Annotated in this window: 19 protein-coding genes and 1 pseudogene; 12 read left to right on the top strand and 8 right to left on the bottom strand. The window is 36.1% G+C overall.

Features of this window, described 5'->3' with window-relative positions:
* Positions 1–24 precede the first annotated feature (24 nt).
* From MHI10_RS17125 to MHI10_RS17115, 3 genes are read right to left on the bottom strand one after another with little or no spacing between them, the layout of a single operon-like run.
* Positions 25–1,269, bottom strand: coding sequence for a DUF4153 domain-containing protein (locus tag MHI10_RS17125; RefSeq protein ID WP_340787501.1), 1,245 nt, complete (start codon positions 1,267–1,269; stop codon positions 25–27).
* Between the two features lie 48 nt (positions 1,270–1,317).
* Positions 1,318–1,533 (bottom strand): helix-turn-helix domain-containing protein, encoded by a 216-nt coding sequence (locus MHI10_RS17120; RefSeq protein ID WP_340787500.1) that lies wholly within the window; start codon positions 1,531–1,533, stop codon positions 1,318–1,320.
* Between the two features lie 11 nt (positions 1,534–1,544).
* Positions 1,545–2,027, bottom strand: coding sequence for a DUF2975 domain-containing protein (locus MHI10_RS17115; protein ID WP_340787498.1), 483 nt, complete (start codon positions 2,025–2,027; stop codon positions 1,545–1,547).
* Between the two features lie 258 nt (positions 2,028–2,285).
* On the opposite strand from MHI10_RS17115, the gene MHI10_RS17110 reads away from it, so the two are divergent.
* The 7 genes and pseudogenes from MHI10_RS17110 to MHI10_RS17080 all read left to right on the top strand — a co-directional run bounded on the left by MHI10_RS17110 (position 2,286) and on the right by MHI10_RS17080 (position 7,317).
* The gene (locus MHI10_RS17110) at positions 2,286–2,504 is read left to right on the top strand and encodes a nucleotidyltransferase family protein (protein ID WP_340787497.1); all 219 of its coding nucleotides are present in this window, start codon (positions 2,286–2,288) and stop codon (positions 2,502–2,504) included.
* 96 nt (positions 2,505–2,600) lie between these two features.
* Positions 2,601–3,776: an IS200/IS605 family element RNA-guided endonuclease TnpB gene (tnpB, locus tag MHI10_RS17105; RefSeq protein WP_340787494.1), complete on the top strand. Its 1,176-nt coding sequence runs from the start codon at positions 2,601–2,603 to the stop codon at positions 3,774–3,776.
* Positions 3,773–4,084: a hypothetical protein gene (locus tag MHI10_RS17100; protein ID WP_340787492.1), complete on the top strand. Its 312-nt coding sequence runs from the start codon at positions 3,773–3,775 to the stop codon at positions 4,082–4,084. The genes tnpB and MHI10_RS17100 overlap by 4 nt, the downstream gene beginning before the upstream one ends.
* Positions 4,074–4,478, top strand: a pseudogene (gene hepT / locus MHI10_RS17095) (type VII toxin-antitoxin system HepT family RNase toxin). The gene MHI10_RS17100 and the pseudogene hepT overlap by 11 nt, the downstream one beginning before the upstream one ends.
* A 133-nt stretch (positions 4,479–4,611) precedes the next feature.
* The gene (locus tag MHI10_RS17090) at positions 4,612–4,821 is read left to right on the top strand and encodes a hypothetical protein (protein ID WP_340787490.1); all 210 of its coding nucleotides are present in this window, start codon (positions 4,612–4,614) and stop codon (positions 4,819–4,821) included.
* Positions 4,822–5,279: 458 nt separating this feature from the next.
* Positions 5,280–6,605 (top strand): AAA family ATPase, encoded by a 1,326-nt coding sequence (locus MHI10_RS17085; RefSeq protein WP_340787488.1) that lies wholly within the window; start codon positions 5,280–5,282, stop codon positions 6,603–6,605.
* The gene (locus MHI10_RS17080) at positions 6,598–7,317 is read left to right on the top strand and encodes a hypothetical protein (protein ID WP_340787486.1); all 720 of its coding nucleotides are present in this window, start codon (positions 6,598–6,600) and stop codon (positions 7,315–7,317) included. Before MHI10_RS17085 ends, MHI10_RS17080 begins: the two co-directional genes overlap by 8 nt.
* Before the next feature lie 48 nt (positions 7,318–7,365).
* Here MHI10_RS17080 and MHI10_RS17075 read toward each other — a convergent pair whose 3' ends face one another.
* Entirely contained in the window at positions 7,366–8,091 is a 726-nt protein-coding gene (locus tag MHI10_RS17075; RefSeq protein ID WP_340787485.1) for a 3-ketoacyl-ACP reductase, read from the bottom strand.
* Between the two features lie 270 nt (positions 8,092–8,361).
* Here MHI10_RS17075 and MHI10_RS17070 point away from each other — a divergent pair, with 270 nt between their 5' ends.
* On the top strand, positions 8,362–11,541 hold the full coding sequence (locus MHI10_RS17070) for a DEAD/DEAH box helicase (RefSeq protein WP_340787483.1): 3,180 nt from the start codon (positions 8,362–8,364) through the stop codon (positions 11,539–11,541).
* Between the two features lie 48 nt (positions 11,542–11,589).
* Here MHI10_RS17070 and MHI10_RS17065 read toward each other — a convergent pair whose 3' ends face one another.
* The 3 genes from MHI10_RS17065 to MHI10_RS17055 form a co-directional block, all read right to left on the bottom strand.
* Positions 11,590–11,793 (bottom strand): hypothetical protein, encoded by a 204-nt coding sequence (locus MHI10_RS17065; protein ID WP_340787482.1) that lies wholly within the window; start codon positions 11,791–11,793, stop codon positions 11,590–11,592.
* A gap of 67 nt (positions 11,794–11,860) precedes the next feature.
* A complete protein-coding gene (locus MHI10_RS17060) occupies positions 11,861–16,981 on the bottom strand; it encodes an AAA family ATPase (RefSeq protein WP_340787481.1) in 5,121 nt (1,706 codons plus the stop codon).
* Between the two features lie 17 nt (positions 16,982–16,998).
* The gene (locus MHI10_RS17055; RefSeq protein WP_340787480.1) at positions 16,999–18,696 is read right to left on the bottom strand and encodes an HD-GYP domain-containing protein; all 1,698 of its coding nucleotides are present in this window, start codon (positions 18,694–18,696) and stop codon (positions 16,999–17,001) included.
* A gap of 335 nt (positions 18,697–19,031) precedes the next feature.
* On the opposite strand from MHI10_RS17055, the gene sstT reads away from it, so the two are divergent.
* Positions 19,032–20,243 carry a serine/threonine transporter SstT gene (gene sstT / locus MHI10_RS17050; RefSeq protein ID WP_340787478.1) on the top strand — a complete coding sequence of 404 codons (1,212 nt, stop codon included), beginning with the start codon at positions 19,032–19,034 and terminating at the stop codon, positions 20,241–20,243.
* Between the two features lie 226 nt (positions 20,244–20,469).
* Positions 20,470–21,846, top strand: coding sequence for a right-handed parallel beta-helix repeat-containing protein (locus tag MHI10_RS17045; protein ID WP_340787476.1), 1,377 nt, complete (start codon positions 20,470–20,472; stop codon positions 21,844–21,846).
* Positions 21,847–21,946: 100 nt separating this feature from the next.
* Here the strand turns inward: MHI10_RS17045 and MHI10_RS17040 are convergent, their stop codons facing one another.
* Positions 21,947–22,855, bottom strand: a complete 909-nt coding sequence (locus MHI10_RS17040) for a DUF4003 family protein (RefSeq protein WP_340787473.1) — start codon at positions 22,853–22,855, stop codon at positions 21,947–21,949.
* A gap of 230 nt (positions 22,856–23,085) precedes the next feature.
* Between MHI10_RS17040 and MHI10_RS17035 the strand changes: the two genes are divergently transcribed.
* Positions 23,086–24,300, top strand: coding sequence for a carboxylate--amine ligase (locus MHI10_RS17035; protein ID WP_340787472.1), 1,215 nt, complete (start codon positions 23,086–23,088; stop codon positions 24,298–24,300).
* A gap of 79 nt (positions 24,301–24,379) precedes the next feature.
* The gene (locus MHI10_RS17030) at positions 24,380–24,814 is read left to right on the top strand and encodes an SACOL1771 family peroxiredoxin (RefSeq protein WP_340787470.1); all 435 of its coding nucleotides are present in this window, start codon (positions 24,380–24,382) and stop codon (positions 24,812–24,814) included.
* Positions 24,815–24,827 lie beyond the last annotated feature (13 nt).

Genomic DNA, 24,827 nt, shown 5'->3' with positions numbered 1-24,827 from the left:
ACTTCATCAACAGAGCCTTTCTAATTAAAAGATTATAGGAAAAGTAAAGATAACGAAAGCCGCCCAAAGCCCGTAGACTGGCAAATACTTAGTAACTGCATCTTGAATCGTTGCTGGTCCAGATTTGTTTTGTAGAAAACGCATATAGGAAAGCATAATCCAAATTAGATTTGCCCAGATCAGTATATTTACTCCCAATACAGCAAGTCGATTAGGCGTAATCCCATACTCAGAAAGTCTGAACACGATCGCTGACAAAGCTACACTGTCAATGATAAGCGCAAGAACAATTAAAGCAAAACTTATATAATGTGAAATGTTCTTTTTCTCGTCTGAGTCACTCTCTGTAATGGAAAATATAGTAACGGCCAATACACCAAGAAGTATTCCATTAAAGGCTATTAGGAAATTGCGGTCCAAAAATGGATTATTTCCGACCCATACAACTGTTATAAGATAGACCACCAATGTAATCAGAACAAGGGGGCTAAAAATTTTCGCTATATATGGTGTAATATTTTTAGCAAGTTTAAGATTCATTGATACTAAGTATGCAGCCACAATTGCGAGAGCGGCAGCACCAAATAAAACGACATTACTAAAATAGAATTCTTCTATACCCAAACCAACAAAGCTAAATAACTGCATCGTTAATGCTGCGAGTACCATTCCGCTAACTGCCATGCTGGCGTAAAGAATACCATATTCCAAATTAAATTTAATATAGGCTAATCTTGTACTGCCTTTTGAATATTCATTTCCTGTAAATGCAAGCCCTACTAATACCCATAAGAATATGGGAAGGTGTAAATAAGCAAGGATAATACTGTCTTTATAATTGATCGGCAGCATATTAAGATAAATTCCGGAAATTAGGAACAATGCTATAAGGGAATAAATCACATTTTTTTTCGGTCTATTATTGTAAATAAAATAGGCGGCAATAAAGGGAATGATACCAAAAGCTAGGTTAATTGGAGCAATTGCTTCCTGTTCGACAAAATGAAAAATGATCCTCGTGCATATTCCTGCCATAATGGCTAAAATGCCCATGAATAAGAATCCTTTTTGAAGCATGGGGGATTTCCCTGTATTTGACGTCTCTTTGAAATGCAATCTTTCATACCAAGCACCAAGCACCTCAGAATCAGGATTTTGTTCCCATGCGTGTGAGAATGACTTTTTAAAAGCTTTTGGGTCTGTTCTATACATTCTCTCTAGCTCATGAGGGTTCGTAATATTTTCGGTAATCCAATTGTTAATGCCCATCGTTATACCTCCTTTAATAATTGTTCTTTTAAGTTTCCTCTAAAATGTTTAACTGTCCTCGTCACTTTTGTATTCTAAAATATCTCCAGGCTGACACTCTAAGGCTTTACAAATTGCCTCTAAAGTGGAGAATCGAATTGCTTTTGCCTTTCCATTTTTCAATATAGAAAGGTTCGCCATTGTTATTCCAACCTTCTCTGAAAGTTCTGTAACACTCATTTTCCTTTTTGCTAACATCACATCAACATTGATTATAATTGCCATTGTTATTCACCTCAGACCGTTAAATCATTTTCAGATTTGATCGTAATTGCTTCTTGTAAAAGTTTTTGGAGAACAGCTGCAAAGACTGCAATAACCATCGAAGCAAAAGGAACGATCAATCCGATAAAAATAACTCCTGGTGCATCGTCTACTTCCGCAAAGATATAGTAGAGCGGCCAAACTAGCACATGCAAAATACTGATTGTGATGGCACAGTATTTGATTTTCTTTAAAGCTGTTACTGATAAATCAGAGAAAGCTTTATTTTTGTCAATATAGCGTAACAATTTGAAAGCCTGATACAAAGCAAAGTAAAAAGGGATTGCTGATGCATCAAAAGCGATGAAAACGACATATTTTATAAAAGCAAAATTTGGAAGCAATTGTGCTGCAACATTTGCTATCTCAGGAACCAAAAAGATGCATAGAGCAAGAACTGGGACTCCCAAAAGAATAACTGCTATTTTTAAAAATAACGTTGTTACGTTTTCCATAAAAAGCACCTCACTTATTTAATAATATATTGATTCTAATATAAAATTTATCGAATATCAATAAAATTTTGTTGAATAATAAAATATTTTTATTGTATATTTATGTTCTAAATAAAATGAAAAGCAATTCTTATTCAAAGAAATGCTCTATAACTTGTGCAGCAGACCTGCAACTTTATAGTGATCATCTGAAAGTATTTTGAAAGCAGATATATGTGTATAATAAAGCCAGTAATCATTTTAATGGAGGGCTTGGAAATGGTACCGGAAGAACAGTTAAATACATGTGTAGCAGCTATAAAAAAGCGATTCTCTCCAACTTTCATTATTCTATTTGGCTCTTATGCAAAAAATACGCAGCGTGAAGATTGTGATATCGATATTGCTTATTTTAGTGAGGTGGCATTATCTCCATATGATACATTTTTATCATTATCCGACAGAAGACTTCCACTTCAAGGAATGTGTAGGGCATAGCCCAATAAGTAAGTGGGAGATGAATGTCGGTAGGCGGTAGCCTAAAGTTTTTTCTTACACTTGCGAACGTATATTCTGTTTGATAGAATGTAAGAAATGGAGGTGAACCGATTGTTGACGTATAAAGCGTATAAATTCCGTCTCTATCCGACAAAGGAACAGACGACATTGATTAATAAAACAATAGGCTGTTGTCGCTACATTTTCAACCATTGTCTTGCTGAGTGGCAAGCCACATACAAGGAAACAGGTAAAGGCTTGTCGTATGGAAAATGCTCCGCGATGCTGCCAACATTAAAAAAACAAGAAAAAACAAGCTGGCTAAAAGAAGTAGATAGCATTGCCCTTCAAACAACAGTACGACATTTAGCGGATAGCTATGACCGTTTTTTCAAACAGCAAAACGAAGCACCGCGTTTTAAATCGAAGAAAAACCCCACACAAAGCTATACGACAAAAATGACGAATGATAATATCAAAATAATCAAAGGTCGCATCCAACTCCCGAAACTAGGTCATGTGAAATTCGCAAAATCCAAAGAAATTACAGGAAAAATCATGAGCATAACCATTAGAAGAAGCCCCACAGGTAAGTATTTCATCGCAGTTTTAGCTGAAACAGACATCCAAGCCTACCCAAAAACAACGAAAAACGTCGGCATTGATGTTGGTCTCAAAGAATTCGCAAAGTTATCTGACGGTACAACCTACGCCAACCCGCAGTTTTTCCGTAAGCTAGAGGCAAAATTAGCAGAAGAACAACGCATTTTAGCCTGTAAAAAAGAGGGGGCCATCAAACGAAACTGTCCATTAGATGAAGCGAAAAACTATCAAAAACAGCGCATAAAAGTAGCAAAAATTCATGAGAAAATCCGCAATGCACGGCACGATTACTTACACAAAATATCCACTGAAATTGTCAAAAACCACGACGTCATTGGAATTGAAGATTTGCGTGTCAGTAAGATGCAAAAAAATCCCCAACTTGCCAAAGCCATTAGTGAGGTGAGCTGGTCAGAATTCGCGCATATGCTCGAGTACAAAGCACAATGGCACGGCAAACAGGTGATTCGAGTAGGTAAAACATTTGCCTCTAGCCAGCTTTGTTCACATTGTGGCTATCAACATAAAGACGTAAAGAATCTCGCTATCCGAACATGGACGTGTCCAAACTGTCATACGCAACATGACCGAGATCTTAACGCAAGCATCAATATTCTACAAGAAGCATTAAGGCTTCAAACCGTAGGGACTACGGGGATTGCTCGGTGAATCTCCATCTAAAAGGGGTTTCAGTCAAGAATCTCCCTCCTCTAAGCGATAGCGTAGGTGGGAGTAGTTCAATTACAGGTGATTTGGCGGACATTTTAGGTGTTGAGGTGAATCTTGTAGAAATTAAAACAATTGATACTGTATTTTCCATGCAAATTTTTTCAGAAGGTAAGCTATTAGACTGTCAGGATGAAAATGAATTTGTGAAGCAACAAATGAAAGCTTATTCCATGTATGTGACATTAAATGAACAAAGAGCAGAAATCTTTCAAAATATAAATGAGCGAGGAAGTGTATTTGGTGAATGATATTGTAATTAATAAGGTCACGACAATTGAGCGATGTGTTAATCGTATCCAAGAAGAGTATGCAGGAAACGCAGAAAATCTAAAAAATTTCACAAAACAAGATAGTATCATTCTGAATATTTAACGAGCTTGTGAAGCGAGTATTGACTTAGCGATGCACCTTGTTAGTACAAGAAAATTAGGTGTACCAAAAGCCAGTCGAGAGAGCTTCCAGTTACTGGAGGAAGCAGGTGTTATAGATGCAAATTTATCGGAAATATTAAAAAATATGGTAAGTTTTCGTAAGATTGCGGTTCATGATTACCAGGCACTAGAACTAAGTATTCTTGAAAAACACTTAGATGAATTTAAAAAGTATACCCATATTATTTTAAAGTTGGAAAATACTAAATAACAATAAAATAGCCTCACCTGAAAATCCGAAAACATTTCATTCCACCTAACTACAACAGTAATCAAAAAAATGCTATAATAGAGCACTTAGATGGATTAGGGTATGTTAAGCCTAATTGGAAGGATGTTTGAAGATGAATAAAAAATGGACGATTGACAAGATCCGTGAGTTTGTAGTGAAAAATTCAGAGAGTAAATTACTTTCTACTGAGTATCATGGATTTTCGCAAAAGTTATTATTTAAATGCGCATGTGGGCAAAATTTCGAAAAAACATTTACGAAATTTAAAAATAATAATCAAAGAAAATGCGAAGTGTGTGTACCACCAAGAGAATCACGATAATCTAACTTGATTCAGCAAATTCATTTGTACCCAATGCAAAACGATAGGTATAGAATTCCCCTACTGCTATAGGTGGGATTCCAACCTTAGCTGAATCAATTTATGCCCCGGCGGATGTTATAGATTTTTTCGAGTGAGCTCGAAAAAATCTGGACGCAATTACGCCAATGCGTATTTGATTAAAGAGCTGTCGAAGTATGATTTCGGCAGCTTTTTCCATACTACTAATAATTCTAAAAACGCCATTTCAAACAATGAAATGGCGTTTTTAGCATTGAGGCATTTATTTATCAGTTAAATGATCGCAATTTAAAATCTAATTCGGAAATAGTGTATAGTCGTTAAAATGAAGTAAATAGTAGTATTAAAATGAAAATTGATAAAAAAATATCCATTATTTAAATTAAATAGATTTGATATACTTTTTTGTATCTAATTAAAGAGACAGGGGAATTGAAATGGGGAAAATAATTCGTGTGAAAAGTGCTCGCATTCATCATTTAAAAAATGTAAAAAAAGGTGAATTTAAAACAAATTCTGACTTCAGTAAATACGAAGCGGATGTCATTGGCTTTTATGGTCAAAACGGCTCGGGGAAAACGGCCGTTGTCGAAGCGTTTAGTTTATTAAAAAGTTTATTAAACTCCTATACATTACCAATGAATAAAGAAAAATTGATTTATTTTAAAGAAAAACAGGTAGAGCTACAATTTGAATTTTTAATTACAAATGAGTTAGGGGAGTATTTTGTTAAATATCATGTCATATTGCAAGAAGGTACGGATAATCTAAGCGTTTTAGGTGAAAATTTATATTATAAAGAAAATACGAGTGGCAAAAGATATAAGGAAATCATCTCGAAAAACGAACGAAATATTTCATTTCGAAATAAAAAGATGGAAGCATTTTCAGAAATGAATCGTGTAAACATGATGGTAGCGGACCGGATGGCAGAGGAAAATGCCACGTCATTTGTTTTTCGGAAAGAGCTGAAAGACGTATATGAAGCATTTTTGAGTGAAGAAGAACGAGAAATAATTATCAATTTACGCCAAGATTTTAATAAGGATTTTCATGTCATTGATACAATTCAATATGGCTTATTAGTCGCTAATCTTATTATGCCCTTCAGTATTCATCTTGAAAATTTAAGAGGGAACATTCCTTATGAATTGCGAGATACAATGCTGTTGTCTGAGGAAATGTTTGCAACGATCCAAAAGGTAATTGATCAAACAAATGTCGTATTAAGAACGATTATCCCAGGACTTCACGTGAAAGTTCGTAAAATTAATCTTGAGAAAATGAGCAACGGGAAAGACGGCATTCGCTTTGAATTTTTATCGGTGAAAGATGAAATTGAGCTGCCGCTGCGTTGTGAATCACAAGGTGTACTGAAGATTATTTCTATATTAAGTACGCTAATTGCGGTGTATAACAATCCGAATGCATGTGTGGTCATTGATGAATTAGATGCGGGCATTTTTGAATATTTATTAGGTGAGATGTTAGAAGTCATTAGTGAAAATGGTAAAGGGCAATTATTTTTCACATCACATAATTTACGTATTTTAGAAGTTCTTCCAATTCATAACTTATGGTTTACGACACTAAATGAAGAAGAACGTTATTTACAATTAAAAGGCGTAAAGAAATTAAGCAATGCGCGGGATATTTATTTACGAGCTGTTCAGTTAGGCGGACAGGATGAGCAGATTTACAATGAAACAAATATGTATGACATTAAGAAATCATTTAGGAAAGCAGGGAGGATCATTGACTAATGCCCAAAAGAAAGTCGTTATTTTACTAGTTGAGGGCGATACGGATGAGACATTACTAATTGAGCGATTAAGGCAATTATTTAATGATAAAGAAATTCGGTTTGAGCCGTACAGAGGGGATATTTTTTATCAAATTGACCAAAAATCAAAACCAATTAAAAAACTAATTGGAGATAAAGTGAAAGAAGTATTAATTAAAAGAAGGTTTAACTCGTCGGATATATTAGTTGTGCTGCATATTTTAGATACGGATGGCTGTTTTGTAGGACCGTCTAATATTACGATTGATGCCGAGCAAAATGGTTTAACGAAGTATTTAGAAGGCTGCATTAGTGTCAGTTCTGAAACGCAAAAGGGAAAAATGGAAGAAAGAAATTTAGTGCGTTCTAGAAATATTCAAATAATGAAATCGGCAGCGTATATTTCCACGTTTAGCTATCAACTTTATTATTTTTCAAGAAATTTAGAGCATGTATTATTCAATGAAATGAATCCTGAAAAAGGTTCCAAGATGGAAAAAGTGGAGGATTTTTTAGATGATTTGACGATGCCGGTTGAAGAGTTTTTAAATCAATTTATGCCCGTCCCAAGAAATGAAAGTTGCGAGGATACATATAAAGCAAGCTGGGATTTCATTTCTGAGGACATTAATTCATTAAAGCGTGCAACGAATGTGCCGTTAATTTTTGATTATTTGAATGAGTTGGGATAGGGGGAAATGAAAAAAACTGAGCTGGTTAGTAGCTCAGTTTTTTCATAATCAAAATGGATTTGTTGTAATCATTGTTGCGTTCTTTAAGTAAACGCGTTTGTTTAGTTTTAGCTGGGAAACAATCAGTTCAGCCATATCTTCCGCTTGCATTAATCGTTCAGCTTTCGCCTCGTCGATTAAGTTCATATCGCGTGCTAAGTCAGTTACAACCGTACTTGGTGTAAGTGCAGTTACACGAATGTTGTGACGGCGAACTTCTTGTGCTAATGATTCAGTTAGACCAATCACACCGAATTTTGACGCACTGTATGCACTTGAAGTAGCTGCGCCTCCAAGACCTGCTGTTGACGAAATATTAATAATATCGCCACCGTTTTTCTCGATGAGCTGTGGTAAAACAGTACGTGTCACATTGTATGTTCCGAATAAATTCACATCCACGATTTCTTTCCATTCTGCCGGATCCATGTCTAACACGCTAGCAAATTTACCGATACCTGCATTGTTTATTAAAATATCAGCAGAACCAAGCTGCTCTGTTAAAGAAGCAATCGCTGTTTCTACTTCTTCTAAATTCGCAACGTTTGCACTCGCATACGCTGTGTTCACGCCAAGTTCTTTTAACTGCGCTGCCACCGTTTGTAATGCATCTTCGTTACGTGCGATTAAGCCGATATGCACCCCTTCGTTCGCAAGTGCAAAAGCTGTTGCCTTCCCGATACCTCGTGCTGCACCTGTAATAAAGGCGATTTTCCCTTGTAATGACTGTGCCATATGAACAACTCCTTGTTTTCTAAGTATAGCTCTATGATAACATGTTTACTCAATTAATCCTGTTATTTGCACACGGGATGGGTAGGATGAAAACCGGGATGGGCGGATAGAAAGTTGAAAGTGACGGATAACCATGAAAATCGGTAGACCCATTACAACCAAACGGTGAGGTCTATATAGAATAGACGTGCACCTTCAGGAAATCCAATACCGCTAATGGTTTGTGTTATGATAAATAAAAAATGGACCTAGATAGAAGGAGCGGTGAGCATGGATATTAAAATCAATCCAAAAATAATAAAAGAAATGTGCGGGACTGTCTCCTTCAAAAGAGGGGAAACGTTCCTTCGCACAGGTAAAGTAAGCATACAGGATCAAAATTCAGACATATGCAACGCGACTGTACAAGGAGCAGAAACTTTTCATGTCACAATCGAAAAAGATAAGCATGATAAGATTCAAACATCTTGTAGCTGTCCGACACTCGCAGGCTTTGATAAAAGTTGTCAACATGTGGCGGCTGTATTAATCGCGCTTCATGAACAGCGACAACTCGGACATTTTTCGGGTAGAAATGAGTTGTCAGCGGGATTCATGAGGCTCTTTCAACAGGAGCCAACAAGAAAAAGTCGCCACCAGCTCCATTTTGAAAACAGACAAATATTAGAAGTTCAATTATTACTGAAGCCTATCTCGATTGGGCAAGGACAATATTTATTTAGCACCGAAATTTTAGTGGAAAACATGAAAATCATACCGATTCGCGATTTTCTTCAGCAATTAAGTAAAGGGAAACCTTATCCAATAACTTCAAACTTCACTTTTAATCCAAATGAACATTGCTTTGTTAACGAAGTAGACGCGGTGCTGCATCAATTGATTCGTGTTGCCCGTGATGAACAAATGTTTATCGAGACGTTACCTTATGAGGCGAGCAGTAGTCTGGAAGGCTTACTTATACCGCCATCTGCTTGGAAAGGGCTTTTATCTTTACTTACTCAAACAACAGATGTATTACTTGAACAAGACAAACACATCAAACAGCCATTACGATTAGCAGAGGGTGTCCCACCATTACAATTTTTAGTGGAAGAACAAGGTGAGCACTATCAATTACTAGTGAAAGGCTTTGAAGGAATGACGCTCTTCAGTGCCTATCAATGTGTTGTTAGTAATGGCTGTATATATCAATTAGAAGAACAGGATTGTACACGCTTAACAGAGCTGCAACATATGCTTGTTGCGCCAAATACGAGCGTTGTGCCGATTTCACAGGAACAAATGCCTCAGTTTTTAAAAACGGTCATCCCTGGTTTGCGCAAATTGGGGCATGTCACATTAAGCGAGCAGCTAATGAAGGAAATGATGACAACCCCACTCGTTGCGAAACTTTACTTAGATCGTCTGAAAAATCGATTGTTGGCTGGGCTAGAATTTCATTATGATCATGTCGTGATTCAGCCGCTTGAAAACGCTGATGACATAGCAAATTTGACGGTTATCCGGGATGAACAAAAGGAACGGCAAATACTTGAGTTAATGGATGCAAGCGGTTTTACGAAAACAGATGGCGGCTATTTTATGCAAAATGAAGAGTTGGAATACGCCTTTTTATACCATGTCATGCCAGAACTTCGACAGCTTACGCAAATTTATGCGACGACTGCTGTGCGAAATCGGCTCGTTAAACCAACGACCTTTCCAAAAATAGTCGTCAAAGTGAAACAAGAACGAACAAATTGGCTCGAATTCAAATTTGAGATGGATGGCATTACAAATAAAGAAATAAAAAGCCTTTTACAAGCGCTTGAAGTGAAGCAAAAATATTATCGCTTGCCGAATGATTCTTTACTTTCACTTGAAACGAAAGAAATGGAAGAAATCCGTCGTTTCTTACTAGCAGGTCCGGTACAGGATGATCAATATGAAGCGACATTAGCAATGCCAATTTTAGAAAGCTTAAAGTTTTTAGAAATGATTGATGATAGTAATGTATTCACACCAGAACAATCATTCCGCCAGTTTCTTGCACAATTAATGCAACCTGAGCTATTGAACTTTGATGTCCCCCCGAGTTTAGCAGGTGTTTTAAGAGGCTATCAAAAGCAAGGATTTAACTGGATGAAGCAACTAGCAAGCTACGGATTTGGCGGTGTTTTGGCGGATGATATGGGGCTGGGGAAAACGGTGCAAAGTATTGCGTTCATCGTTTCTGAATTAGCATCTATTCGCGCAAACAAGCAACCTGTTTTAATTGTGTGCCCGTCGTCTTTAACGTACAACTGGCTCCATGAAATGATGAAATTTGCACCTGAATTGCAAGTGCTTGTCATAGATGGCGACCAAGCGGCAAGGAAGGCATTGCAAAAAGATTGGGGCGAGTTGGATGTCTTTATTACTTCTTATCCATTATTGCGTCGTGATTTAGCGTGGTATGAAAAGCAAACATTTCATACTGTTTTCTTTGACGAGGCGCAGGCATTTAAAAATCCAATGACCCAAACAGCAAGAGCCGTTAAAAAGTTAAATGCGGATTATCGTTTTGGGTTAACGGGAACACCTGTTGAAAATAATCAAGAGGAGTTATGGTCGCTGTATCATGTAATTTTCCCACAATTATTTCAAGGCTTGGAGGCATATAGTCCCTTATCAAGAAAAGATATCGCACGGAGAGTACGGCCTTTTTTATTACGTCGATTGAAAGAAGATGTCCTCGCAGAACTGCCTGCTAAAAATGAACTTTTAGAATCTTCAGAGCTGTTGGATGAACAAAAGCAATTGTATGCGGCGTATTTGGCGAAGCTGCGAGAGGATACATTTAAACACCTCGACAAAGAAACGTTCAAGAAAAATAAAATTCGCATATTAGCAGGTATAACGAGACTGCGCCAAATTTGTTGTCACCCAGCCTTATTTGTTGAAGGTTACAAAGGAGGTTCTGCAAAATTTGAGCAGCTGCTCCAAATACTTGAAGAGTCGAAACATTCGGGCAGAAGGGTGTTAATCTTCTCGCAGTTTACAAAAATGCTGGAGCTAATTGGGCGAGAGCTAACTCGTCAAAATGAAGCGTATTTTTATTTGGATGGACAAACAGATTCAGAGGAACGTGTGCAACTATGCGACCGATTTAACGATGGGGAGCGTGATGTGTTTTTAATTTCTTTAAAAGCAGGTGGAACAGGGTTGAATTTAACTGGTGCAGACACGGTTATTTTATATGACTTATGGTGGAATCCAGCGGTTGAAGAACAAGCAGCAAGTCGTGCGCATCGAATGGGGCAGAAAAATACAGTGCAAGTTATTAAGCTCGTTGCACGCGGCACAATTGAAGAAAAAATGAATGCGCTACAAGATAGAAAGCGGCATCTCATTGCAGATATTCTTGATTTTGAAGGGAATTCGACGACTACTTTAACAGAAGAAGATATTCGGGAGATTTTAATGATTTAAAAAAGCACGATGAAGCCGGTTTTAATCCAGCTCATCGTGCTTTCTTTGTTAACTATTTTTTTCTTTATCTTTTTTAACCTCTCTAAATAGATGGATGATCAATAAAATAATACCAACCGTACATAACAATATACTTAAAATAAAGATGGCACCCCATACCCAAATATTTAAATTTACCGTTACAAATACAGAAATAGCTAGTAAAATAATCCCGATTAGTAAAAAGAAGTAGCCACGTTTATAAAGCGACAATGGTTTTCCCTCCCTATAAAGTAAATATACTCTATTAAAATAACATAGTCAGACTGTTTGTTTCTATTTATAAGTAACTCGATCTGTTATTTTCAGTTGAAATCGGGAGAGTAAAATAGAATTTGGAGCCATGATTATGAATACTATCCGCAAAAATCTTCCCACCATGCTGTGTAATGATTTCTTTACAAATCGCTAATCCAATCCCGTGCGAATTCAATTGATTTGAATTTGATGCGCGGTAATAGCTATCAAAAATAAATGGTAGTTCATTTGAAAGAATACCAATCCCGCTATCTTCAATGACACAAAGAAGCTCATTATTTTGAATAGACATCGAAAGTGAAATTTGCCCCTCGTTCGTATATTTTATAGCATTAGAAATTAAATTAGACAATACTTGCTCGATTCGCAATAAATCCACTTGAACATATAAGTCAGACTGTAAAGTGCTAGAAGCGGAGTAAGCGAGATTTGCTTGATGAACCTCCTCCTCAAAGCGGTAAGCAAAATCTTTAAAAAAGTGTTGTATAGACATTTTTGTATAGTTAAATTCTGATCGTCCTGCTTCAAGCTTTGTCAGTTCAAATAAATCTTGAATGAGACGATTTAATGCGATGAGCCTTTCGCGACTGCGTTGCAAATATTGAATTTGCTGTTCAGGATCTTGAACAACACCATCCAAAATTGAATCAATAAAGCCTAATGTTGATGTGAGCGGGGAACGTAATTCATGCGATATACTTTGGATTAACTTTTTACGTTCTTGCTCATTCATAGCGAGACGATCATTGGCATCTTTTAAGTAAATATTCATTTCATCTAAGGCGGCTGTACGCTCTTTTACGCGGCTTTCTAAATCAGAATAGATTTCTGCATTTTCGAGTGTAACGGCCAGTTGAGTTGCAATAATGCGTAGTAATTCTAGTTGAACGGCATTAAAGGCATTCTCAAGTAAGTTATTTTCTAAGTATAAAAAGGCCTGAATTTTCCCTTTATAATGAATGGGCATACATAAAAATGATTTTGCTTGTACACTTAAATGGCTAAAATATTTATTATTTACTAAATTACCTTCTACGAGTGGCTCGTTTACTAGTAAGGAATAATCTACAACGCCTTTTATTGCGAAATCGATTTGCTCTGGTAATACTGTGAACTGAAATTGATCATGCTCCATAGCAACTTTAGCAAATGTGTAAAAATGATTTTCAGCATAACGAATAAAGTGGCAAGAAGTTGCATTTGCCTGTTTTATTATGGAAATTAATAGTTTTTGTAGCAATTCTTCGATACTAATATCATTTGCTAGCGCATGCGTTGTTTCTAATAAGCTAATTATGTCAAATGAAACAGTCGGTTGAATTGGTTGTGTTTGTTGAATGACAAAATTAGAATATTCATTTTCCCAATGATTGGCAATCGTAATGGCACCCCATTCGCGTAATTTGTTAATACTTTGCGAAATATAATAGCGCGCTTTTGCGGCTTGATTTAACTCAATGAATAGTTTTCCAGCACGTTCATAAATCATTGCTTCATCTTGTGGGAAATGATACATCGTTGCTAGTTGTAATGCCTGGTCATAGTACAATGTGGCCTGTGCATAGTTTTTATTCAAATATTGAAACTCAGCGAGCAACGTTAAGTACAAATGTTCATAAAGATGAGGTGCTTCCTTTGCCCATTTTTTAAAACGACGCATACTATCTTTTAGCTCTGATAATAGCATCTTTTTAGAACAAGGAGGCGCCATATGACCCTTTAAAAAATCAATATGACAAAGTCCACGTAAAAAGTAATAAACGGGTGTCGTTGGCAAAGAGTACACTTCTGAACTTTGCTTTGCTAAATAGTTGAGCAACTGCTTTAATTGCACCTCATTTTTAAATAAATAAGCCATCCGTAAACGTAAAGTATAGTGCATAACAGTAACGGCTTCTTCATCTTTTAATGTAATGGGTGCGTGCCAATGAGGCTGTTGTTCAGGAGATTTTAATGCCTCCATCCAATCTTTCATTTCCGCTAAAAAATCAATTGCGAGAACACTTGGATATTTTTCATATTGCGATTGTTGATAAGTGATTTCTTCTTGAATTTCTTGAATCGAACGCCCATCAATTAATAGCGCGCTACATAAAAAACATGAAGTAGCCGTCACTGTATAGTACATCCCAAGCTGTTCCATATAGTGCTGAGTTGTTCGCATATAATGAATACTTTGCTCAAAGTCCTTTTCCCAATGGGTTAGGAAAATCCCATAAATAAAATAGACACGGGATTTAATATAGGAGTTATCTTGATCTTCTGCCATAGATAAAGCGATTTTAGCAAAGCGTAGTGCTTCCTTCACATTATCAAAACCAGAAATTAATAATAATGCATAATTAATAAATACAATGGCACTCTCAGTTGGGGTACCATATTTTAGCTGAAGACGCATTAAACGCAGTAAAATCATCCCCGTTAAATTAGGGCTCATGCGGAATGAATTACTAACAATATTAATCATTATTTGAATAACAACGTCAATTTCTTCGTTTTCAATGGGTGATAAATTTAGTATTTGTTCATTTGTTTTGTTACGTAATGCTACCTTTAATAATAAAAATTCTTGCACTACATGCCATTTTGTTGGTTCTCGGTGGATGTTCAAGTTGCATAATTCCATGGCCTTAAAGCCAGCATCAATGACTAATTCGCTATTTTCTACCTCAATAAAAATAAGTGACATTAAGCGGTAAATCTTCAACTTTTCAAGTGCTGTTTCAGTATGCTTCAGCGCTTCGTATATATAGATTCGGGATTGCTCATAATTGCCAACTAAATATTCACATTCACCGATTTCCATAAATAGTTGAATTGTCTTTTCGCGAAACTTTGTCCATTTATCTTTAGGTAGAAATCGTAAGCTATCTTTATAATACTGTCGTGCTGTACTATATAACCCAGCGTTTTTAGCTTGTATGCCAAGCTCAAAGTTCCAAATTGCAAGTTGCTGTTGTTCGGAAGGTGAAAGCAATTCGTTACAATAGTTTAACTGCCTGACTAGCTCATGGAGAAACGGCATAAAGTCGTCTTCCTTTTGCAACAGTTGGCTAATCGAAAAATGAATTTCCAATCGTTTTTCATGACTAAGTGCTTCATAGGCTGACTGTTGGATACGATCATGAATAAATTGAAAATGCATAGAAGAAAGCTCTTGTTCATTTTGGGTTATTGTCGGACGAGTAAAACTGAATTGACTATCAACGGTAATAATAAAGCCTTGTAATATTAGCTCTTCCAAATGGATTAGTAAGTCGTAAACTGGGATATTAACCACTTTCGATAGTAAATTAAAATTAAAAATACGTCCAAAGCAGGAAGCATTTTGCAAGATGTCTTGAACTTCAGGTGACAACTTGCTTATACGGTTTTCAATAAATCCGAATAACTCATTGTTAGCGATGCTTTCATGTAATTGCTCCACATCATATTCCCAACCGGAACTGTTAATATTATAAAAAATGACTTTATTCTTTAATAGCATACGAAAAGCTTCTTGAATAAATAAAGCATTTCCTTGCGTCATTTGATATAGGCGTTGTGCAATATGATGGGCAGTATCACATTGGGATTGCAGAGAATCGCAAATCCAATTTAAAACGGCATCTTGATCGAGCGAATGAACATGAATGCTAGTGAAAGTATGTAGTTCTTTTTGCCATAAGAAATAAGGTTCATCTAAATCGCAATTTTCTTCACGCTTGGCAATAATTAAAAGAAAGTAACCACTGTTATATTGTTCGTAAATGTTTTGCAAAATCTCGATAGTTTCTTGTTGGGCCCACTGGATATCATCAATAAACATGACAATCGGCTTTTGCGCGCGTGCAAAAATGGTTAAAATCTTTTGGATGGACGAAAAAATATAAGCGTTCATTTGCAATGTGTATTGCTTACTTTCTTTGACGATGCGTATTTTATCATTCATAAAAAAATGTAGTTCAGGGAGTATATGTACTAAGCTTTCAGTCAACATCAGTTCAACATCGAGCAAACTTTTTTGAAACGCAGCCATTGTTTGTTCGCCTTCTAAATAGGTTTGTCGTAATAGCTGTTGAAGCGGTTCGATAATTGGTTGGAATGTATGTTGTTCTTGTAATTGGTCGAATTTCCCTTCAAGGAAATAACCTTTTGCTATTAATGTATCTTGCATTAAGAATTGGGCAATAGAGGACTTTCCACTGCCTGAAGCTCCTTGAATAAAAACAAGTTCTTTGCTTCCATTTTGTACTTTATGAAAAATGGAACTTAATAAATTTTGTTCGGTTTGTCGGCCATATAGTTTGGTAGAAAGCTTAGGCTGTAGTACAGAATCGTTTTGGCCGATGCTAAATTCATCCGTTAAATTACCCGTAATGAGTAATTGCATCGCTTGAAGTAAGTCTAGTCGTAAGCCAAAAGCAGTTTGAAAACGTTCTTCTTTATTTTTACTTAATAATTTTAGTATAATTTTGCGCAATATAATAAGTGGACAATGCTGCTCGAGTAAAGAATAATCTGGAGACTTTGTTAAAATATAATATAAATTATCCATTGTGTTATTTGTCTGGAATAGCGGTGTTCCGGTAACCATTTCATATAGAACAGCACCAATTGAATATAAATCCGTACGTTCATCGATATTTAATGCAACGCGCCCTGTTTGTTCAGGCGCTAAATAGGGGAGTTCATCCATTTTTAGTGGAACTTGAAATGTTTGTTCATTTGCGATATTCCAACGAATTGCAATCGGTGCAAGCATTTTTACTTTATTTGTTTGTGGCTGAATATATATGAGTGAGGGATAAAAATGCTCAATAATATCGCCGTGCTGATGAATATTAACACAGGCGTTAGTTAGTTCAATAACAATTTCTAGCACTTGATGAATAGGAAGGGGCATATCCTTCAAATGCTGCTGCAATGTTTGCCCTGTAAAATCTTCATAAGCAATGACATAGTGCTGATCAAGTAAGGCATATCCAACGGGCTGAAATAACCAAGGATTATCCTTTGATTTTAATGATAATAAATCTAACTGTGTTTGAGCCTGCTCATCTGTGACAACTGAAGGCATTATTTGAACAAACATCATGCGATCATATTTTTGGACATATCTACGGCTAAGTAGTGTTTGTAAGTTTCGCGTTTCATTAAACATTTGCAACAGCACCTTTCCTAAATAGATGGGAATAGCGGATTATTACTGATAAAGTATTTTAAATCATTTGTAAGGTTTAAATTTAGCGTAGTTGTACCATTATAACGAGAAAGTAATGTTTCTAATTGTTGCTCTGTAAGATGATAATGCTCAATTGTACTTGGCAGACGTACATTTAACTTTTTCCCAATACTAATGACTACCCCAGCATGACATTGGGCAATGAGATGTTCTATTTGTACATTAGATTGAGCAAGGTCGGCTGGAAATGGATAAAAATTATAATTATGCAATAAACCTTCAAAAATCCGTGCATGAATAGAGGTTTCAATATCTTTAGTAAAAATAATGACTTTTTTCTTTTCAGCATCGCGATGGCGATAATGTGTTAACGATTGTTTAATTAAAGATAAAAATTTAATTTTAATGGCTTCTGAACGGGTTATCGGGATCATTTTATTATTTTCAACGACGTTTATGATTTGGAAGACAGGAAGATAAATTTGCGTGAACCATTCAGATTGTTCGAAATGATCTTTTAGTCGAGTGTAGTAATAATCTGTTTGAATGTCATCATTTAAAATAAGATAATCGGAAAATTTTACGAATAAACTTTCTGGAGAATCAATAGGTAGCGTTAAAAACTTTTGAATCGTAATACTTAAATCGATTGGTAATGTCAACCGATGCCCTGTGTTTACTAATTTAATTTCAGGGAGTAGGGGGTATAAAGGATTCACTTTTTCGACAATCGCTTGATTAGAGTCAGATAAAAGGACGACTGCATTTTCAGGGTAGATTCCAAGAAAATCGATAAACCGATGAACTAAATCACTGTCAAATTGAGCCGATTGTTTGAGCAACTGTGTAAGTGCGATATTAGCTGAAACAGCATCCCTATAAGGTCTATCCATTGTCATCGCAGAATAGACGTCAATTATTTGTAAAATTTGTAATTCTATTGGCAGCTGATGGGCGATTAAGCCTTCTGGATAACCAGAACCATCTAATCGTTCGTGATGAGACTTTGCTAAATAAGCAATATTTTCAAAACCAATATCAGTTAATATTTGAAAACCATCGAGTGCATGGAGTTGGATCGTCGTATACTCTGTCTTTAATAAATTTTTTGGTTTCAATAAAACTCTTTCTTGTACCATCAGTTTCCCAATATCATGAAATAAATAGCCCAATGCCGTTTCCTGAATGTCTGTTAACCCTTCTGAAAGCGCAAATAATGTAGCCATCGTAAAGACATCTATAGAATGCAAATACGTACATTCATCATGCGATTTGAGATTTTCAATATATCTGTATAATATCGGGTTTTTCATATAGTCAATAAATAAATTTTTTAAAAATTGAATGTCCAGTGAATTATTTAAAATTCGACCATAACGTCTTTCCGAACTTAAAGAGCCCAATACATGTAAATAGTCATAGCCAAGTTGTATTTGAATTTGATTGAAAACAGGTTTAGTGAAATGTACTTCGGGTTCCATCTCTGTATTGCAATTGTCCATCTGTGTTTTCTGTATGCATATTTCTTTTACGTTGCGATTTTTTAATAAAGTAATGATTCGATCTGTCAGTACATGGCCCTTTGATAGTAGTCGGCGGTTCTCTACATATAAATCCTCGTTTACGACATCTCCAGGCTTTAAAAATTCGATTGTACAGTATTCAAGATATGGCTGTATTTTATTGTTTGGCATTTTCATTCACTCCTAATTATTATCTACTTAGTATCAATTTAAAGAGTAAAGGTTAAAAATAGGTTAAAAATAATAATAAAATTTAAAATAAACAGTTAAAAAGGAAGTGTTCTATTTCAATATAAGGAGTATTGTAATGGTTTTAGGGGTTATTTTTCGGGATAAAAGTATTAACATGCAGATTACCCTATATAAACAGAGTTAATGTGTGCGTCTCAAAAATACAGTTGTATTTTATATAAATACAATGTATTATTTTGATATAAATAAAATTGAATTGAAATCATATAGACTATTAATTCACTATGTACATCGGATAATTTTGGAGGAGAAAAATGAAAAGTTTATTTGAAAAATGGAATAGCATCAACCTCGTTAACCGAATCATTGCAGGGATCATACTTGGTGTTGTGTTTGCTTTATTATTACCTGATCAATTGTCGGTTATTTCAATATTTGGTTCACTATTTATCAATGCATTAAAAGCAGTGGCACCAATCCTCGTATTTATATTAGTCATTCATGCGATTGCCTCTCACGTAGGGGGCAAGGCGACAAATATGAAAATGGTTGTCATGTTATATATAGTAGGTACATTTGTAGCGGGCTTTGTAGCTGTAGTTGTAAGTTACATTTTCCCAACGACACTAGTATTAAAGACAAGTATACAGGAAATTGAACCACCGAGCGGCATTGCAGAAGTACTAGAAAAGTTATTGTTTAATATGGTATCGAATCCTGTGAGTGCTTTAATGGACGCCAATTATTTGGGGATTCTTACGTGGGCTGTTATTTTAGGTTTCGCATTTAAAGCAGCAAATGACACGACAAAAACGTTTATTTCAAACGCATCAGATGCCATTACAAAAGTTGTACAATGGGTGATTAGTTTAGCACCACTTGGAATTATGGGACTTGTTTTTGAAACAATTTCTACGACTGGTTTTGATACATTATCATCGTATGGACGTTTAATAATGATTTTAGTCGGTACAATGTTCTTTATTGCTTTAGTTATCAATCCACTACTTGTATTTATTGTTGCACGTCGCAATCCATATCCACTTGTGTTTGCAAGCTTAAAAGAAAGTGGTGTGGCGGCATTTTTCACGCGAAGTTCTGCAGCCAACATTCCAGTAAATATGGCGTTGGCAGAAAAGCTTGGGCTAAATAAAGATACGTATGCAATTTCGATTCCTTTAGGCGCCACAATCAATATGGGGGGCGCGGCTGTTACGATTTCAATTTTAACGATGGCGGCGGCTCATACTTTAGGCGTTGAAGTAGATCTTTTAACGGCTGTTATTTTAATGATTCTATCAGCTGTTTCAGCAACGGGTGCATCAGGTGTAGCGGGAGGATCGCTGTTATTAATTCCGTTAGCATGTAGCTTATTAGGGATTTCAGATGATATTGCTATGCAAGTTGTGGCAATTGGCTTCATCATTGGGGTCATTCAAGATTCATGTGAGACAGCACTAAATTCATCATCAGACGTTGTATTTACTGCGGCAGCAGAATATGCAAACGAGCGAAAAGTGAAATAGGAACCAAATTAAAACACATCATCTCAACCTTTGTTGGCATGGTGTGTTTTTTTATGTTTCTAATAGCATCTAAATTGTACGAAATGGATGTGTCTGTTTGAAGGAATTATTCAAATTGTTTTGAAATTGGCGAGTCTTTTTTATACATAGGCATAAAAATTACTGAATTATTGCCGTTATAAAGTATAGGAAGTCTTGTAAACGAAACAACTTTTGGAGGTACAGCATGTCAATATTACAAAATTTACGACAAGTTAAAAAGGAATTATTAAACGAAAAACACCCACTGGCTCATGAAAATATACAATTTCGTAAAACGTATGCAATTGGCTTTGCGATGTTAGTCTGTGTGAACGGCTATCCGAGTGAGATGGCAAAGGAAGTTTTAAAAAAGCAAATTTCTGTATTAGATTTACCACTTGAATTTAAAAAGTTAGCCATTTCAGCTGCAATAGAGGCCGATACGGGGACAATCCATAATGTATTACAAACGCTACATGAAACAGAGCATAAATATATTTTCATGCTCGATTTATACGGTTATGCACAAAAGGATCATAAAATAACAGAAAAAGAGCAGGAGTTACTTGTCTTATTTGAGGAACTATTTCAGTTAAGTTATGAGGAAGTTCAATTTATTCGAGGCTTCCGTTTAGCAATGCTCAAAAAGGATACAGAGCTTGCAACTAAAGTTGTGCAAACGGCTTTTGAGCAAAACGTATCTGTTCCTTTACAAAAGCTTTCATACTTCTTGCCAGGTTTTGAATATCAAGAACGCCTCACACAAATGACGTTATTGGCGGGGCATAAGAAAAAGTTAGGACATGCGACTTATTTAACGGGCGAGGTCATTGTTGGAAAAGGTGCCGAGCTGGACTTAAATGGTATGAATGTAACATTTGGCAATGGAGCAACAATTATTGTTGATGGCGGTGTTTTAAAGGCGGATGGCGCTCGTTTTATAGCCTCAATGGATGCCAATAAAACGATGCTGAGCTTACGTAATATGGGGATTACAAAAATTAATGATGCTCATTTTTTGGGTGCAAACAATGTAAGAGCGATTGAAATGAATAACGCAAAAGTGGAGTTGGATAGCTGTTCGTTTGAGAAGTGTTTTACAGAGGAACGTGGTGGCGCGATTTACTTTACGAATAGTGAACATTTTGTATTGCGAAACTGTATTTTTGAGCATAATTCTACGCTTGGCAAAGGTGGGAGTATGTATATTGCGGGTACAGAGGCAAAGCATATGACATCAAAGAGTTTCTTTAGTCGAATAACTGGTAAAGTTCAAAAAGTGAAGCTCGTTATAGAGGGGGGGCATTTTAAAGAAAGTCGCGCGGATCAAAGTGGTGCGCTTCATATGTATGATGCAGAAATTTCGATTCGAGATACGGTGTTTGAAAGTTGTAGTTCTCGTACAGGTGGCGCCGCAATTGATACATTAAACTGTACAATGAATGCATCTCACAATACGTTTACAAAATGTCGAGCATCATTAAATGAAGCGGTTGTTATTTTAGGAAATACAAAAGGGGCTACCGAGGATTCTCTTGGTCGTTTTGAATTATGTGAACCGAAAAATGTTGTGATGAAATAAATATTCAGGAGGCGGGCGAAATGGGCAATTAGATTTCACCCGCCTTTTTTATGTCAAAGAAAATTTTATCGAAATAGACAAAAGCCAGCGACCAATTCGATTAGTCACTGGCTGTATGAGTACTTGTGAAATCATCATTTACAAGCGCGTATGCAAAATCAGAAAAATTCATATTGTAAAATGGCAAATCTCCAATGACTTCATTTGCCGTATAAATTTGCGCCGCTAGCAGTAAGGTATTGCAGCTATTTGGGGAAATTTTTAGGCTATGGCAAATTTCATCGTGGATATCTTCGAGTGCAGGGAATTGGTTCAATTGAAAGTTTGCTAGAGCAAGCAAAGCGATTGTGCTGTAGTGACAGTATTTTATAATAGCTTGAATTGAAAAAATAAGTTTTGCTAGTTTTTGTACATGCTGAATCGTGTTTTCGCAAAATATCCCAGTGCCAGCCGTTAATAAAAGTGCCATTTGAATCGTATCTTTCCCACGGACAAAACCGATTGTAATAAGTTTATTATAATATTGCGTATATGTATTGGCTAAAATATGTGCTTCTTCGGGGCGGGTCGCTAAAATAGCGCAATGATGTGTAGCAAGTGAAGTAAGCTTTAAACTAGGCTGCTGCATCAATTCGTTTATAAGCACCTGAAGCTTCGTAAATGCCGCTTCATCCGTTAAATACATCGCTGTTAGATAACTTTGTTCCCCGCGAGTAAATTGCTTTGTTACTATTTTATATTGTTGAAAAGCGATTGGAATTTGTTCTGGATTTTTTGCGAAATGGACATAATAAGCGTGATTCAACGTGGAGCTATTCCGTGCAAATTGATACCATTTCGTGTGCTTTTTAATTTGCTGCTGTACGTTTTCATAATCTTCGTAATAAAAATGAATATTACGAACAGTTAATTTGAGCGCCAAATGTTTTGCAAAGCTGTCCACATCCGAACCGAAGTAAAGCTTTATTTTCTCGATGTTGTCAAAAAATAATTGTAATCGATCATTCATCTTTATCACCTCTCTAATAAGTACGTTCCAAATAGGAGGAAGTTTCAGAAAGCTTAAGATTGTTTCTAATATCGGGGAAATGGGATAATCTTTTCACTTGTAAATTAAGGCATAATTTGAAAGAGTATTGTATGATATGTTAGTGGACATCTGCTTGAGAAGTCTTCTATTAAACCAGGAAAAGCGTATTGCTAGTTAAGCTAGTTGAACATATCGAGAGGAAGAGTTTTATGAGCAAACAACCATTTTTGCCTATCATTGTAGGGACAGACATTAACGCGTACAATATGGCGATTTCATTTCATGAAGAATATAATATCCGCCCGATTTTAGTAGGAAAGGGCGTACTACCTTTTACGAATTTAAGTACAATTCCACGTGCGATTGAATATGATAAAAAATTGGGTGAACCAGACCAATTTGCAAAAATCTTAATAAGTGTTGCAAAAAAATATGGTGATGATGCAGATAAGCTTATACTGATTGGGACAAATGATTTATACGTCCGTTTAATTATTGAAAACCGCACTATTTTGCAAGATTATTTTGTGTTTAACAATATTGATGAAGAACTAATGGAGCATTTACAACTTAAATCTAATTTTTATAAACTTTGTGAGCAGCACGGCATAGATATTCCGACGACATATTTTTATGATTGTCGCATTGACGGCGATTTTACGGGCGAGATGATGTACCCGGTCATTATTAAGCCGAGCAATGGGATTGAGTATAGTCGCCATCCTTTTGAAGGACAAGCAAAAGTATTTAAAGTAGACAGTAGCGAAGAAGTGCAAAAAGTAATTGATATGGTGAAGGCAAGTGGCTATCAAGATGAGCTCATTATACAAGATTTCATTCCTGGTGAGGATACAGCGATGTGGGACTCTGTTATTTATGTAAGCTCAAAAGGTGAAACACAGCTCGTAACATTTGCACAAGTTGCCTTGCAAGAACATACGAAAACAGCAATCGGAAACTATACTGCAGTTCTATCACGTTACAATGAAGAAGTAATGACGAAGTTACGTGGCTTTTTAGAAGCGGTTGGTTACCGAGGTTTTGCGAATTTCGACTTGAAATTTGATGAGCGAGATGGCAAGTTTAAAGTGTTTGAAGTGAATATTCGTCAAGGCCGTTCAAGCTATTATGTGACGGCAATGGGGCATAATATGGCACGCTATTTTGTAGACGATTTAATTTTCGATATACCAGCGCCATGTACTTATTTAAAAGGAGATTTATTATTTTCCGTTGTTCCAAAAATTGTCTTAAGGAAATTTGTTGAGGACCCAACTGTTCAAGCGGATATTCAACGATTGATTCGCGAGGGCAAATTGGTAAACCCATTATTTTATAAGCAGGACAAGCATTTTAAGCGTAAATTTTATTTATTTATGCGCCAAATCAATTACTATAAAAAGTATAAAGAAAACGTTTGGTAATTAGTGGCGGTTAGAACAAAATGTTCTAGCTGCTTCTTTTAAATCGAAAAAATCAAGAACAATCGATGGAGGATAAAAAATGACATTACATACATTTAGTTTAACGATTGATTGGCCCGGTGGACGCAATGAAGTGGGCAATTTAACAGCACATCGTTTAGAAACAAAAATCTCAATACCACCTGAAATGGATGGTCCGGGTATCGGCACGAATCCAGATGAAATGCTACTAGGTGCCGCTGCAACTTGTTACATAATCACACTAGCCGCGATGATGGAAAGGGGTCAAATTGATGTAAAACCTACCCTGAAGTCTGAAGGAATTGTTGAAGTGACGAATGGGGTTTTTACTTACCGTGAAATTCACCATTATATCGAGTTGCATATGGCAGAGCAGGACGAAAAGAAGCGACGCATGGCAGAACGCTATGCTTATAAAGCAGAGGAAGTTTGTATGATTAGCAAAGCGTTAAGGGGAAATGTGAAAATTGAGGTACATGTAGTAATGAAATAGGGGGGGCGAATGG

This window comes from Solibacillus sp. FSL K6-1523, from assembly GCF_038005225.1.
Classification (GTDB): Bacteria; Bacillota; Bacilli; order Bacillales_A; family Planococcaceae; genus Solibacillus.
Note: the sequence above shows the minus strand (reverse complement) of the source record. Positions and strands in the feature narration are given on the sequence as shown.

What these genes read in the sequence shown, in the direction of transcription:
- MHI10_RS17125 (WP_340787501.1), bottom strand. Translation starts at nt 1,269, where the DNA reads ATGGGCATTAACAATTGGATTACCGAAAATATTACGAACCCTCATGAG.
- MHI10_RS17120 (WP_340787500.1), bottom strand. Translation starts at nt 1,533, where the DNA reads ATGGCAATTATAATCAATGTTGATGTGATGTTAGCAAAAAGGAAAATG.
- MHI10_RS17115 (WP_340787498.1), bottom strand. Translation starts at nt 2,027, where the DNA reads ATGGAAAACGTAACAACGTTATTTTTAAAAATAGCAGTTATTCTTTTG.
- MHI10_RS17110 (WP_340787497.1), top strand. Translation starts at nt 2,286, where the DNA reads ATGGTACCGGAAGAACAGTTAAATACATGTGTAGCAGCTATAAAAAAG.
- tnpB (WP_340787494.1), top strand. Translation starts at nt 2,601, where the DNA reads ATGGAGGTGAACCGATTGTTGACGTATAAAGCGTATAAATTCCGTCTC.
- MHI10_RS17090 (WP_340787490.1), top strand. Translation starts at nt 4,612, where the DNA reads ATGAATAAAAAATGGACGATTGACAAGATCCGTGAGTTTGTAGTGAAA.
- MHI10_RS17085 (WP_340787488.1), top strand. Translation starts at nt 5,280, where the DNA reads ATGGGGAAAATAATTCGTGTGAAAAGTGCTCGCATTCATCATTTAAAA.
- MHI10_RS17075 (WP_340787485.1), bottom strand. Translation starts at nt 8,091, where the DNA reads ATGGCACAGTCATTACAAGGGAAAATCGCCTTTATTACAGGTGCAGCA.
- MHI10_RS17070 (WP_340787483.1), top strand. Translation starts at nt 8,362, where the DNA reads ATGGATATTAAAATCAATCCAAAAATAATAAAAGAAATGTGCGGGACT.
- MHI10_RS17060 (WP_340787481.1), bottom strand. Translation starts at nt 16,981, where the DNA reads ATGTTTAATGAAACGCGAAACTTACAAACACTACTTAGCCGTAGATAT.
- MHI10_RS17055 (WP_340787480.1), bottom strand. Translation starts at nt 18,696, where the DNA reads ATGCCAAACAATAAAATACAGCCATATCTTGAATACTGTACAATCGAA.
- sstT (WP_340787478.1), top strand. Translation starts at nt 19,032, where the DNA reads ATGAAAAGTTTATTTGAAAAATGGAATAGCATCAACCTCGTTAACCGA.
- MHI10_RS17045 (WP_340787476.1), top strand. Translation starts at nt 20,470, where the DNA reads ATGTCAATATTACAAAATTTACGACAAGTTAAAAAGGAATTATTAAAC.
- MHI10_RS17040 (WP_340787473.1), bottom strand. Translation starts at nt 22,855, where the DNA reads ATGAATGATCGATTACAATTATTTTTTGACAACATCGAGAAAATAAAG.
- MHI10_RS17035 (WP_340787472.1), top strand. Translation starts at nt 23,086, where the DNA reads ATGAGCAAACAACCATTTTTGCCTATCATTGTAGGGACAGACATTAAC.
- MHI10_RS17030 (WP_340787470.1), top strand. Translation starts at nt 24,380, where the DNA reads ATGACATTACATACATTTAGTTTAACGATTGATTGGCCCGGTGGACGC.